Raw genomic sequence first — 13,059 nt, 5'->3', positions numbered from 1 at the left:
ACGCCGTTCACGTCCACAGCCGTTTGCGCAGCTGGCGAAAGAGGGTGATGTCGGCAGCCATCCGAGAAAATCAAAGTTTAGGGGGGAATGGTCGTATGAATCAAAAGCTTCAAACCATGCTCGATAAAAAGGCGCATATTTTGCTTCAGGGCGGACAGGAAAAAATTAACAGGCAGCACATCAAGGGCAAGCTGACGGCGCGCGAGAGAATCAACCTGCTGTTTGATCCCGGCACCTTTGTAGAATACAACATGTTCGTAAAACCCAGAGCGACGCGGTTCGGCATGGATAAAGTCGACGCTCCGGCGGACGGGATCGTCACGGGACATGGGCTTATCAACGGCAGAAAGGCTTTTGCCTACGCTCAGGACGCCACCGTTCTGGGAGGTTCGATGGGTGAAATGCACGGATTAAAGCTTGCCAGAATGCAGGAGCTGGCGCTGGAGGTCGGGGTCCCCATTATCGGGCTCAATGATTCCGGCGGCGGCAGACTTCAGGAGGGGCCGGGAGCCTCGGTCTACGGCACTATCTTTTATAACAACGTGACAGCCTCGGGAGTCATTCCCCAGATTTCAGCCCTCATGGGCAGCTGCGCGGGCGGCGCCTCTTATTCCCCCGCCCTCAACGATTTCATCATCATGGTGGACAAGACCAGCAAAGCCTTTATCACCGGCCCCGCCGTCATCAAAGAGGTTACCGGCGAGGTCGTGGACTTCGAAACTCTGGGCGGCGCGACGACGCACAGCACCAAATCAGGACTCTCTCATCTGATGGCGAGGGACGACTATGACTGCATCGAACAGATCAAATGTCTGCTGAGCTTTTTCCCCGATAACTGCCAGCAGCTTCCGCCGGTCTGTCCAAATAACGACGACGTTTCACGCCGGATAGAAGAGCTCAATGATATTATTCCCGACAGTAAGCGCAAAGCTTACGATATGAAGGCCGTCATTACAAAAATTGCCGACAATAATTTCTTTTTTGAAATTTCCCCGCTCTATGCCCGCAACATCATAGTCGGGTTCATTCGTATGGGCGGTATGCCGGTCGGCGTCGTCGCCAATCAGACCAGCTGCATGGCCGGCTGCCTTGACATCAACGCCTCCTGCAAGGCGGCGCGCTTTATCCGGACCTGCGACGCCTTCAATATCCCGCTTCTGTCGATCGTAGACGTACCGGGATATCTGCCGGGAGTCAACCAGGAACATGACGGCATCATCAGACACGGGGCGAAACTGCTCTACGCATGGGCGGAGGCGACCGTCCCCAAGATCATCATGCCGATCAGAAAGTCTTACGGCGGCGCCACACCGGCGATGTGCAGCATAGACATGAAGGCCGACTTCGTCATCGCCTGGCCGAGCTGCGAGCGCGCCGTGGTCGGCGCGGACGCAGCCGTTGAGGTACTTTATAAAAACGAGATAGAGCAGGCCGCCGATCCGGCCGCGGCCAGGGAGATGTACAAACAGGCGTACGAAACGGAATTTTTAAATCCCTACCGTTCCGCCGAGCTTGGAAAATTCGAGGACGTTATCGAGCCGGCTGAATCGAGAATCAAGATCATTCAGACGCTGCGTATGTTCTGGGGCAGAAAAAAAGAACGCCCCGCGCGCAAGCATGGGAATATTCCCCTCTAGGCGGGGTACGCGGGAATCTTTGCGGCAGGGCGCGGGCGGCGCGCTTCTCTTTTGAATCAGCTCCATGAGATTTATGAGGGGCCGGCAAAGACATTACGGAGCCGCCGAATGCCTTAAGCAGGATCGGAATATGTTCGGCGCATAATAAAGAACAGTCTCTGTGCACCGGCGGACAGGCCGGTGCGCAGTCTTTATGTACAAAAATATCAAGGAGGCGCACATAAGATGAATATCTTAACCATTGCAGGAGGCATAGGAGTAATCGCATTGCTGTTCGCGGCATATGCGTCGGGCAAAATCACGGCGTTCAAAGTAGAAAACGACCGTGTAAACGAACTATCCGGAATCATTCAGGGAGGAGCGATGGCGTTCCTTTACAGAGAGTACAAGGCGCTTGTACCCTTCGTCATTATAGTAGCGGCGCTTCTGGCGTGGAAAATAAGCGTACCGAGCGCCATCTGCTTCGTCTGCGGCGCGATATGCAGCGCCTTCACGGGCTACGTCGGCATGAAAGTGGCGACCAAATCCAACGGTAAGACGGCCTTCGCGGCTATGCACGGCATGAACGACGCCCTCACAATCGCCTTCATGGGCGGCAGCGTCATGGGCATGACGGTAGTCGGAGTTGGGCTCATCGGAGTGGTGGCCATGTACTTCCTCTTCCAGAGCCCGGACACCATAACGGCCTTTGGATTCGGAGCGAGCTCCATAGCGCTCTTCGCGCGAGTCGGCGGCGGCATCTACACCAAAGCGGCCGACGTGGGAGCGGACCTTGTAGGTAAAGTAGAGGCCGGAATCCCCGAAGACGACCCGCGCAACCCTGCTGTCATCGCGGACAACGTTGGAGACAACGTAGGAGACATCGCGGGAATGGGAGCGGACCTCTTCGAATCCTACGTCAACTCCATAATAGCGGCCATGGCCATAGGAGCCATAACCCTTGAAGCCACGGGAGTCATCTACCCGCTCATGCTTGCGGCAATCGGAATAATCGCATCGATACTCGGAACCTTCTTCGTGCGCGTCAAAGAGGGAGGATACCCTGCGAAAGCCCTTCGCTACGGCCTTGGCTCCACGGGGCTCTTCATGCTCGTCGGCACCTACTTCCTCACCAACTGGATATTCGGCGGCGACCTAACCCTCTTCTACGCCGTTCTCTCGGGAGTCGTCTCCGGACTTCTCATCGGAGCGGCGACAGAATACTACACCTCGGGAGACTACCCGAGCGTCAAAGAAATAGCCTCCGCCTCTGAGACGGGAGCGGCGACCAACATCCTCGCGGGACTCGGAGTGGGAATGAAATCCACGGCCCTGCCGGTAATCCTCGTCTGCTGCGCGATAATCGCGGGAGTCTACTTCGGCGGCCTCTACGGAATCGCCTGCGCGGCGGTGGGAATGCTGGCCATAACCGGCATGGCGCTCTCAGTTGACGCCTACGGCCCCATAGCGGACAACGCTGGAGGCATAGCGGAAATGGCGGAACTCCCTGAAGAAGTGCGTGAAATCACCGACCACCTTGACGCGGTAGGCAACACCACGGCGGCGGTAGGCAAAGGGCTTGCGATAGGCTCCGCGGCACTGACGGCGCTGGCGCTCTTCGTAGCCTTCGCGGAGGCGACCAACCTCAAATCCATAGACCTCAAAGACCCCTACGTCATGGTGGGCCTCTTCATCGGGGGACTACTGCCCTTCATCTTCAGCGCCCTCTCCATCCAGGCGGTGAGCCGCGCGGCGGAAAAAATGATAGAAGAAGTCAGAAGACAATTCAGAGAAATCCCTGGAATCATGGAAGGAACGGGACGTCCTGAATACGAGCGCTGCGTAGACATCTCCACGGCGGCGGCCTTAAGAGAAATGGTCGTTCCAGGAATCATGGCGGTCCTTGCGCCGGTGCTTGTAGGTTACCTCCTTGGAGCGGCGGCGCTTGGAGGAATGCTTGGCGGATCGATAGTGACGGGAGTAATGATGGCGATCTTCATGTCCAACTCCGGAGGAGCGTGGGACAACGCGAAAAAATACATAGAATCGGGTCACTTCGGAGGCAAAGGCACGGCGCCGCACGCGGCGGCGGTAGTTGGAGACACGGTAGGAGACCCCTTCAAAGATACGGCGGGTCCTAGCCTCAACATCCTCATCAAGCTGATGTCCGTGGTCGCCACCGTTCTTGCCCCTCTATTTGCACTGTAAGGCTGTAAAACTTCCCATCCCACACAGTGAGAAGATAAACTAAAGCCAGAGAAAATTCCGCCGCATTTTAATTCGCGGCGGGATTTTCCCTATTAAAGAGAGGGGGCGGCAAATCCTTTGAACGGCGGACGTTCACTAATGGTTAAAGCGGGCGGGCAGGCGGCGCGAAGGCGGCGCCGGTGTCTGCGTGTTAACTTTTTGTGAGATAAGATGGTGATTTAACATCGTATATTTTACTTAAATATTATTGCATAACCAGTTGACAAAATATGCAAAGGTGTACATAATAAGCTATGTCATACATATAACAAAAGACATAATACGAGAAATGGAGGAGGTTCACATGGGAGATTTCTTCAGCAAGCAAGATTCAACAAAAAAGCCTGCGATCATCGTCAAGAGAATTATCGAACTCATCGAAGACGGCACGCTGAAGCCCGGTGACAAACTCCCCAATGAATTTGAGATCGTCAAGCAGACGGACATCAGCAGAAGCTCTGTGCGCGAGGCGCTCTCGGCGTTGGAGATCATGAATGTCATCCAGCGTATCCCCGGCGAAGGCACCTTTGTAAGCTGCAGCGCCCCGTCCGGAAAATCAGCGCCGCGCGGTATCTTGGAAAAATTTCTTGAAGATACCGAGAATGTCAACGGCTCCTTTGAGGCGCTGGAGGCGAGGATGGCGCTCGAACCCTCGGTAGCGGTGATGGCCGCGCGCCGCGCGGAGCCGGAGCAGATAAAAAAGCTCGAAGGGCTGATCGCCGATTCCCAGAGGGCGCTTGAGACCAACGACGTGCAGCATTTCCTCGACCTTGACGCCGCCTTTCATCTTGGCATCGCGGAGGCCACCAATAACGAAGATATAATCTCGATAACCGAAGGGCTTCTCGCGAAGGCCGACGTCCATATGTGGCGGCGGTACAAGGAGGACCTCGGACTGCTCGGCTCCACCATTGAGGCCCACCACAAGATACTCTCCGCGATAAAAGAGAGGGACACGCAGAAGGCGGGATTCTTTTCGGAACAGCATCTCGCCAGACACATTAAATAATAAAGATACTTTTTGTGCGTTATGGGAAGCTGTCTTCCCAAAAAAATAAAAGGAGGAAATAAGATGTTCAAGAAAGTAAGTATTCTGGTTGTCGCGCTTATGGTGTGCGCACTCTCTCTCAGCGGCGCGGGCACCGCGTCCGCCGCAGAGGCCTGGCCGAAGGAAAAGCCCTTCACGATGCTCATTCCCTTTGCCACCGGCGGCGGCACCGACTTCAACGCGCGCCTCGTAGCCAAGATCATGAGCGATATCCTCGGCGTGCGCGTCAACTGCATCAACCGCACCGGCGGACAGGGTGTCGTCGGGCATACCGCCATCGCTAAGGGCACTCCCGACGGATACACGATCGGCGACATCGAATGCGAGCTCAACATGATGCACTGGGCCGGTCTCACAGACCTGACCTACAAAGATCTGACCCCGATCGCCCTCATCGTCTCTATGGGCGGCAGCGTCATCGTCAATGAAAAATCCCCCTATAAGGATATGAAGGATCTTGTCGCGGCGATCAAAAAGAACCCCGGCAAGCTCAAAGCCTCCGGCTCATCCCAGGGCGGCATGTGGCATCTCTGCACCGCGGGCATGCTTCAGGCCGAAGGGCTCAAAGCAAGCGACGTCGTGTGGGTCCCCAACGACGGCGCGGCTCCCTCGCTCCAGGACCTTGCGGCGGGCGGACTTGATTTCGTAGTCTGCACCCCCAACGAGGCCGATCCCCTTGTCACCGCGAAGAAGGTACGCCCGCTGGCGGTGGTATCCAAGACGCGCCACATAGACTGGCCGAACACCCCTACCCTGAAAGAGGCTACCGGTTCCGACTGGCTGCTTGATTCATGGAGCGGCATCGCGGCGCCCGCGGGAATATCCGACGAAATGAAGAAGAACCTCGGAGACGCCATCAAAAAGGTCTGGGAGACGAAAGAATTCCAGGATACGATGAAAAAGGCCGGCAAAAACCTCCAGTTCCTCGGCCCCGACGAATTCAAAGAATTCCTCAAGCAGATGGACGAAAACTACGGCAAAGTCATGAAGTCCGTCGGTATCGCGAAGTAAGCGCGCAGCGGCGGGTATTAAAAACGGCGTCACAGACGAATCATTAAAAACTAAAACAAAAAAAGAACTGGTAACAGGTACGGGAAAGGGAAGGGATTTCGATGAAAATCAGTGATAAAATATTTGGAGCGGTGTTAATATGTTTCTCTTTGTTTGTCTTGGTTTACGCGCGATCTCTTCCCACCCTGCCTGGACAAAACTACGGATCTGGTTTCTTTCCCGCCACGGCGGCCATATTCACCCTCGGATGCGGTATCGTCCTCCTTGTGAGAGGAATCAAAAAGAGGGACCGGCTGCTGGTACTTGGCGAGTGGACGAAATCCCCGCGGCTGGTGGCGAACATCTGCCTCATACCGGCAAACCTCATCTTCTACATGCTTGTCTCCAACACCCTCGGTTTTATGCCGACCGTCGTCATAATGCTCACATTTACCATCTGGTGGCTGCGCAGGAAGCTGAAATCTTCCCTCATCGTGGCTGTCGTAAGCTCCATACTGATCTACGTATTCTTTTCAAAAATAATGCTGGTTCCGCTTCCCGCAGGATTCCTGGGACTATAGCGATAGTATAAGAGAAGGAGAATTAACGTTATGCTGGACACTCTTATTCAGGCTGTGAATATCGTCTTTAAGCCGGAAGTTCTGCTGGTTATGCTTGCCTCATCCTTCTACGGCATCATCATCGGGGCCATTCCCGGACTGACGGCGGTCATGGCGGTCTCGCTCATCATGCCGATAGCCATCTTCCTCGACCCCGTTCCCGCGCTGGCCGCAATCATCGCCTGCGACGCGATGGCGGTCTTTGCGGGAGACATCCCAGGGACCCTGCTGAGAATACCGGGCACGCCCGCCTCGGGAGCCTACACCGACGACTCATATAAACTCACGCAGCAGGGCAAGGCCGAAATGGTCCTCGGTGCAAACTGCTTCTTCTCAGCGATAGGCGGACTCTTCGGCCTCGTCGTGCTCGTCTGCGCCGCCCCGCTCCTCGCGGAGGTCGCGCTCAACTTCAGCACCTACGAATACTTCTGGCTCGCCTGCCTGGGACTGACATGCGCCACCTTCATGACATCGCAGGACAAAGTAAAGGGCATCGCCTCGCTCTTCCTCGGACTCTTCATCACCACCATCGGCTATGACTCGATAACGGGACAGCCGCGCTTCACCTTCGGCAGCACGGAACTGCTCGCTGGCATCCATGTGATCCCCGTTCTCATCGGACTCTTCGCTGTCTCGGAGATCATGCGCCGCGTCAGCTCCACCACGCCTCCCGCCGCGGCCTATAACGGCAGGATAGGCAATATATACACGGGCATATTCAAAGTATGGCGCGAACACATCCCCAACTTCCTGCGCGGCAACACGATCGGCGTCGTCGTCGGCGCCCTTCCCGGAGCGGGTGCGGACATCGCGGCCTGGCTGGCCTACGCGATCAGCAAAAAATTCTCCAAGACCCCGGAAAAATTCGGCACCGGCCATATGGAGGGCATCATCGAAAGCACCTCCGCGAACAACTCGGCCCTCGCCTCGGCCTGGATACCGGCCTTTGTCTTCGGCATCCCGGGTGACGTCACCACCGCGATGGTCATCGGCATCCTCTACATCAAAGACCTTAAGCCGGGGCCGACGGCCTTCCTGCATCATCCAGAGGTCATATACAGCATATTCATCTGCTTTGCGATCGCCAACGTATTCATGCTGATCCTCGGATACTTCTCGATCAAGACCTTCCGTCACATCCTGCGCATACCTCCCTTCATGCTGCTGCCGGTGATCCTGGTCTTCTGCATAGTCGGCGCCTTCTCCATCAACAACAGCCTCTTTGGTGTCGCGATAATGCTCATCTTCGGACTCCTCGGCTACATTATGGAAGAAAACGATTTCCCCATCTCGCCGATGCTGCTGGCGATAGTGCTCGGCAACCTGCTGGAGAAAAACTTCATCATCTCGATGGTTAAGTCCAACGGCAACTTCATGGACTTCTTCAACCGCCCCATCGCGGGCTCTCTGGCGGCGGTCGCCATCCTCATCTGGGTATTCCCGCTCATCAGAAAAATATACAAAATGGCGACGGCGAAGGCCGCCTAACGGCACGGGCTTAGCAGACGACAAATAGGAGGTAACGATCTTGAAAGACAACAAAATCCACATCCACATTGAAAACAGCAGACATTCCGTCGAAGTGTTCATCGCCAACCAGAGGCAGGTAGACGACCTGCTCGCGAGGAACGCCGACCTTGCCGACAGGCTTTGCATAACGATCGGCAGCAGCGGCTACGACGAACTTGAAAAATGGTCGGAAGAGGATTTCCGCGAATACTACGAATACATGAAGACAGCGGACATCCTCGTCGGGTACAGCTTCCCGACAGAAAACATCGCTTCCTACGCCCCGCAGCTCAGATGGATACACTTCATCAGCTCCGGAGTGGAACATGTCTCTCCCTTCACCTGGGTCCCCGAAGGGATGAAACTTATAAACAACAGAGGCGTACACCTTCCCAAATCAGGAGAATCATTCGCAACATTCCTCGGTATGCTGAACTCGGCCATGCCGCGCCTCATGACCGCTCAGCGCAATCACAAATGGGACAGAGTCTTCACCACAGTCATCAAGGGCAAAAAACTTGTTGTCTTCGGCGTAGGAAACCAGGGTGGCGAGATGGCAAGGCGCGCCAAGGAAATGGGGCTATATGTAACCGGTGTAGACCCCTACTGTAAGGAACATCCGTACTGCGACAGAGTCGTGGGGATGGATGAGATGCAGGATGCCTTCAAAGACGCAGACTTCCTTGCCATCACCGCGCCGCTCACCAAAGAGACAAAGGGGATCATCAACAGGGAGCGCCTCGGCTGGCTGCCGGAGCGCGCGGGGCTCATCAACGTCTCACGCGGGCCGCTGCTCGACGAGGCGGCGCTTGATGAAAAGCTGAGGAAGGGTGAACTCTCCGGCGCAGTGCTCGACGTATTCCACACTGAACCGCTTCCCGACGATTCGCCGCTCTGGACGACCCCGAACCTGATAATAACGCCGCACGTATCTTCCGACGACCTTGTCAACTACATCCCGCTGACCCTCGACCTCACCATCGAGAACCTGCGCAACGAGCTGGCGGGACGTCCCATGAAAAACATCGTCGACATCTCGCGGGAATTCTAAGAGGGTATAAAAGAGATGAAAAAACTGCGGATACACATCATGAACAACCGCCACCAGGCCCAGGTCTACCAGGCGACCGAGGAGCAGGTGAAAGAGGCGGTTGCGAGAAACGCGGACATCGCCGACAAATTTGAAATAACGATGGGCAGCAGCGAATACGACTACGACCGCTGGACGGAGGACGACCTCAAATCCTACTACGAGCACATGAAAGAGGCCGACGTGCTCATGGGCTACACCTTTCCCACGGAGAATATTCGCGGCTACGCGCCGGAACTCAAATGGATACACTTCAACAGCTCGGGGGTGGAACAGATAACCCCCTTCACCTGGGTCCCGGAGGGGCTGCAGCTGACGAACAGCCGTGGCGTGCATCAGCCGAAATCGGGGGAGAGCTTCGCCACCTACCTCGGCATGCTCAACTCCGCCATTCCCAGGCTCTTCACGGCGCAGAGAAACGGCAGATGGGAGCGGACCTTTACGAGCGTCATAAAGGGACGGAAGCTCGTCGTCATCGGCGTAGGCTGTCAGGGCGGCGAGGTCGCCAGGCAGGGCAAGCGCCTTGGCATGAGGGTGACGGGCATCGACCCGCAGCGCACAAGCCATCCTGAGTGCGACGAGGTGCTGACTCCCGACAGACTTGACGAGGCGCTGAAGGACGTGGACATCCTCGCCATCGCCGCGCCGCTTACGAAGGCTACCTACCGGATAATCGGCGAGAGGGAGCTTAAACTGATGCCGAAGAGCGCCTCCCTGCTCAACGTCGCGCGCGGACAGCTGCTTGACGCCGACGCGCTTGACCGCGCTCTGCGCGCGGGAGAGATCGCGGGCGCGATACTCGACGTATTCGACCACGAGCCGCTGGAGGACGAATCGCCGCTCTGGACCGCGCCCAACCTCATCATGACGCCTCATGTCTCATCGGACGATCCCCTCAACTACATGCCGCGCTGCCTTGACATCCTCATGCGCAACGTCCGCAGCTACCTTGAGGGCGGACCGCTGGAAAACCTTGTGGACACCGGCAGAGAATACTAGGAGGTCAGTCTAATGCAGAACAAATTGAAGATCATGGTACTCACTGCGGAGGACAGCCTCAAAGTTTTCCGTATGACCCCGGAACGCATTGAGGCGGCGCTGGAAAGATTCCCCGAATTCCGCGGCAAAGTGGAGATTTCCATAACCCGCACCAGCACGAGCTTTGAAAACGACCCGAGCTGGAACTCGGAAGACTACGAAAAATTCCGCCGCGACATTGTGAACGCCGACATCCTTGTCGGTTACATGTTCCCTCTCGCGGAGGTCGCGGCCCTCGCGCCGAACCTCAAATGGATACACATAATCGGCGCGGGCATAGAACACCTCCTGCCGCTCGACTGGCTGCCGGAGGGATGCGTCCTCACCAACAACCGCGGGGCGCACGCGCCCAAAACCTGCGAATACGCGATGATGGCGCTGCTCATGCTCGCGAACCACATGCCGCGGCTCGCCTGCGCGCAGCAGAAACGCAAATGGGACGCGCACTTCGTCTCCGTCATCCGCGGCTCTAAGGCGGCCATCCTCGGCGCGGGCAAACAGGGAAGCGCCGTCGCCCTGGCGGCCAAACGGCTGGGACTTGACACGGTCGGGGTGGACATCGATCCCTCGCCGAGGGAAAACTTCGACGAGATACTGCCGCCCTCGCGGCTGAACGAGGCTCTCGGCTCCGCGGACTACGTCGTCGTCACCCTGCCCTCCACCAAAGATACATACCGCTTCATCGGGGAAAAAGAATTCGCCGCGATGAAAGAGGGGGCGGGCTTTATAAACATCAGCCGCGGAAGGATCGTCGACAGCGAGGCTCTCATCGCGAGCCTCAAATCGGGGCACCTATCGGGTGCGGTGCTTGACGTCTTTGAGCAGGAGCCGCTTCCCGTGGAATCGCCGCTCTGGTCGGCCCCCAACCTCACTATGTCGCCCCATATGGGCTGCGACGACGAGGATAACTACATCCACCGCACCTTCGACATCGTCTTTGAAAACCTGCGCCGCCTTGAGGCTGGCGAGAGGCTGGAAAACGTCGTCGACAGGAAAAAGGGATACTAACGGCAAAAAACAGAGAACAACGGACGGAGGTCATACAGATGGACAAAATAGGATTTATCGGTTTGGGAATAATGGGCAGGCCGATGGCGAAAAACCTTATCAAAGCAGGATATGCCGTCGTGGTCTGCGACGTGAACCAGCAGGCGGTGGAGGAACTGCGCGCCTGCGGCGCGGAGAGCGCGGCGACGCCCGCCGAAACCGCGGAAAAGGCCGGAACATTTATCGTGACGATGCTTCCCAACTCGCCGCAGGTGCGCGAAGTGACCGCCGGTGAAAACGGTCTCTTAAAGGGCATCCGCGCCGGACAGATAGTGGTGGACATGAGCTCCATCTCTCCGATCGCCAGCCGCGAACTTGACGCGCTCCTCAGAGAGAAGGGCGCGGAGATGCTCGACGCCCCCGTCAGCGGCGGCCAGGAAAAGGCGGAGCAGGGGACCCTCGCGATCATGGTCGGCGGCAGCGCCGCCGCCTTTGAGAAGGCCCGTCCCATACTTGAAAAGATGGGCGCCACCGTCACCCTCGTGGGGGAGAGCGGCGCGGGGCAGATCACCAAACTTGTAAACCAGATGATCGTCGGCATCAACATCTCCGCCGTCGCCGAGGGCATGGCCTTCGCCAAAAAGGCGGGCGTCGAACCGCGCAGAGTATTCGAGGCCATCCGCAAAGGGCTTGCCGGCAGCCAGTGCCTTGAGGATAAAGCGCCGAGAATGTTCGAAGGCCGCTACGACCCCGGCTTCCGTATCAACCTCCACATCAAAGACCTTTGGAACGTCCTCGAGACCAGCCGCGCCGTCAGCTGCTCCGTCCCTCTCTCGGGGCAGGTCATAGAGATGATGATCGCCCTCGCGAACGAGGGGCACGAGACCAAGGACCACGGCTCGCTCGGGCTCTACTACGAAAAGCTCAATAATGTGGCGCTGAAAGAAATACAAAAATAAAATCGGCGTTTAGAAGCACGATTTGCGTCATAAAACGGGGGCCCCGAATCCTCACCGTATGAAGATACGGTTCCGGTATCGGGGACCCCATTTTATTTAGCAACTCGCACTTCTAAACGCCGATTTCCTTCGGATAGGAAAAGATGTAAATGACGATTTAGCTTTTCTTTTGACTTTGCCCTTAAAGGCGCCCTCTGTGAGGCGGCCAGGGAGCCGAAATCTTTGATTTCGTGCGATTCGGCTGGTAGTTACATCAGAGGTGTCGGCCGCCTGTTTTTGGCGGCTGACGGAAGGAGTGTTGCTCTGTTTGGTGCGGAAACCGCGCCAAACAAAGCCCGCGGCGAAAGCCGTGGAAGAACCTAAGGTTAACTCTCCCTCAGTCTCGGCGGAAAAACACCGCCGAGCCAGCTCCCTCGGAGAGGGCGCTAAAAATCTTTGATAAACCGCTACTTACCTTCAATAGGTGAAATGATAAACAACGGTTTATCTTTGGCCCTATCTATGATAAACGGCGATTTTTTCTTACAGCCTCCCTCTCTGAGGGAGGTGTCGGCCGCCTGCTTTTGGCGGCTGACGGAAGGAGTGTTGCTCTGTTTGGTGCGGAAACCGCGCCAAACAGAGTCCGCGGCAAAAGCCGTGGAAGAACATAAGGTCAACTCTCCCTCAGTCTCGGCGAAAAACATCGCCGAGCCAGCTCCTTCTGAGAGGGCGCCTTTGAGGGCAAAGTCAAAAGCTAAACCGCTATTCACCTTTTATCTATCGACGTTAGGCTGCCTTTTGTCTTTGTTTTATCGCTCCGGCCTTCGAGCCTGAGCCCGGCGGGGTTGATTTTGTTTTCACCGTGCCACGCGCCGCCCATTGAAAAAACTGCGCGCAGTTGGCACTGCCGTTTCTCCTAATTTTGCAATAAATGCGTAATTTTACCTATTTTCTGATATAATCAGGAAACGATCGC

Annotated in this window: 11 protein-coding genes; 10 read left to right on the top strand and 1 reads right to left on the bottom strand. The window is 56.4% G+C overall.

From position 1 onward, the window contains the following. The first annotated feature begins 95 nt into the window (after positions 1-95). The 10 genes from BED41_RS10175 (at position 96) to garR (ending at position 12,104) form a co-directional block, all read left to right on the top strand. Complete coding sequence (locus tag BED41_RS10175) at positions 96-1,637, top strand: acyl-CoA carboxylase subunit beta (protein WP_066745616.1); 1,542 nt, start codon at positions 96-98, stop codon at positions 1,635-1,637. A gap of 225 nt (positions 1,638-1,862) precedes the next feature. Beyond that, entirely contained in the window at positions 1,863-3,824 is a 1,962-nt protein-coding gene (locus tag BED41_RS10170; protein WP_066745613.1) for a sodium-translocating pyrophosphatase, read from the top strand. A gap of 343 nt (positions 3,825-4,167) precedes the next feature. Next, positions 4,168-4,872, top strand: coding sequence for a FadR/GntR family transcriptional regulator (locus BED41_RS10165; RefSeq protein ID WP_066745610.1), 705 nt, complete (start codon positions 4,168-4,170; stop codon positions 4,870-4,872). 63 nt (positions 4,873-4,935) lie between these two features. Continuing rightward, positions 4,936-5,922, top strand: a complete 987-nt coding sequence (locus tag BED41_RS10160) for a Bug family tripartite tricarboxylate transporter substrate binding protein (RefSeq protein WP_066745607.1) — start codon at positions 4,936-4,938, stop codon at positions 5,920-5,922. A 101-nt stretch (positions 5,923-6,023) separates the two neighbouring features. Continuing rightward, positions 6,024-6,482, top strand: a complete 459-nt coding sequence (locus BED41_RS10155; RefSeq protein WP_066745604.1) for a tripartite tricarboxylate transporter TctB family protein — start codon at positions 6,024-6,026, stop codon at positions 6,480-6,482. Between the two features lie 30 nt (positions 6,483-6,512). After that, on the top strand, positions 6,513-8,009 hold the full coding sequence (locus tag BED41_RS10150; RefSeq protein ID WP_066745601.1) for a tripartite tricarboxylate transporter permease: 1,497 nt from the start codon (positions 6,513-6,515) through the stop codon (positions 8,007-8,009). A gap of 40 nt (positions 8,010-8,049) precedes the next feature. Then, positions 8,050-9,081 carry a D-2-hydroxyacid dehydrogenase gene (locus BED41_RS10145; RefSeq protein WP_066745596.1) on the top strand — a complete coding sequence of 344 codons (1,032 nt, stop codon included), beginning with the start codon at positions 8,050-8,052 and terminating at the stop codon, positions 9,079-9,081. A gap of 15 nt (positions 9,082-9,096) precedes the next feature. Beyond that, a complete protein-coding gene (locus tag BED41_RS10140; protein ID WP_066745594.1) occupies positions 9,097-10,119 on the top strand; it encodes a D-2-hydroxyacid dehydrogenase in 1,023 nt (340 codons plus the stop codon). Positions 10,120-10,131: 12 nt separating this feature from the next. Then, positions 10,132-11,166 carry a D-2-hydroxyacid dehydrogenase gene (locus BED41_RS10135; protein WP_066745592.1) on the top strand — a complete coding sequence of 345 codons (1,035 nt, stop codon included), beginning with the start codon at positions 10,132-10,134 and terminating at the stop codon, positions 11,164-11,166. Between the two features lie 38 nt (positions 11,167-11,204). Beyond that, positions 11,205-12,104 carry a 2-hydroxy-3-oxopropionate reductase gene (garR, locus tag BED41_RS10130; protein WP_066745590.1) on the top strand — a complete coding sequence of 300 codons (900 nt, stop codon included), beginning with the start codon at positions 11,205-11,207 and terminating at the stop codon, positions 12,102-12,104. Positions 12,105-12,550: 446 nt separating this feature from the next. Here the strand turns inward: garR and BED41_RS10125 are convergent, their stop codons facing one another. Beyond that, the gene (locus tag BED41_RS10125; protein WP_066745588.1) at positions 12,551-12,787 is read right to left on the bottom strand and encodes a hypothetical protein; all 237 of its coding nucleotides are present in this window, start codon (positions 12,785-12,787) and stop codon (positions 12,551-12,553) included. Positions 12,788-13,059 lie beyond the last annotated feature (272 nt).

The organism is Cloacibacillus porcorum, from assembly GCF_001701045.1.
Lineage (GTDB): Bacteria > Synergistota > Synergistia > Synergistales > Synergistaceae > Cloacibacillus > Cloacibacillus porcorum.
This window is presented reverse-complemented; position numbering and strand designations above follow the sequence as displayed.

Bases quoted from the DNA above. Each gene is read 5' to 3' on its own strand.
- BED41_RS10175 (WP_066745616.1), top strand. From the start codon at position 96: ATGAATCAAAAGCTTCAAACCATGCTCGATAAAAAGGCGCATATTTTG.
- BED41_RS10170 (WP_066745613.1), top strand. From the start codon at position 1,863: ATGAATATCTTAACCATTGCAGGAGGCATAGGAGTAATCGCATTGCTG.
- BED41_RS10165 (WP_066745610.1), top strand. From the start codon at position 4,168: ATGGGAGATTTCTTCAGCAAGCAAGATTCAACAAAAAAGCCTGCGATC.
- BED41_RS10160 (WP_066745607.1), top strand. From the start codon at position 4,936: ATGTTCAAGAAAGTAAGTATTCTGGTTGTCGCGCTTATGGTGTGCGCA.
- BED41_RS10155 (WP_066745604.1), top strand. From the start codon at position 6,024: ATGAAAATCAGTGATAAAATATTTGGAGCGGTGTTAATATGTTTCTCT.
- BED41_RS10150 (WP_066745601.1), top strand. From the start codon at position 6,513: ATGCTGGACACTCTTATTCAGGCTGTGAATATCGTCTTTAAGCCGGAA.
- BED41_RS10140 (WP_066745594.1), top strand. From the start codon at position 9,097: ATGAAAAAACTGCGGATACACATCATGAACAACCGCCACCAGGCCCAG.
- BED41_RS10135 (WP_066745592.1), top strand. From the start codon at position 10,132: ATGCAGAACAAATTGAAGATCATGGTACTCACTGCGGAGGACAGCCTC.
- garR (WP_066745590.1), top strand. From the start codon at position 11,205: ATGGACAAAATAGGATTTATCGGTTTGGGAATAATGGGCAGGCCGATG.
- BED41_RS10125 (WP_066745588.1), bottom strand. From the start codon at position 12,787: ATGTTTTTCGCCGAGACTGAGGGAGAGTTGACCTTATGTTCTTCCACG.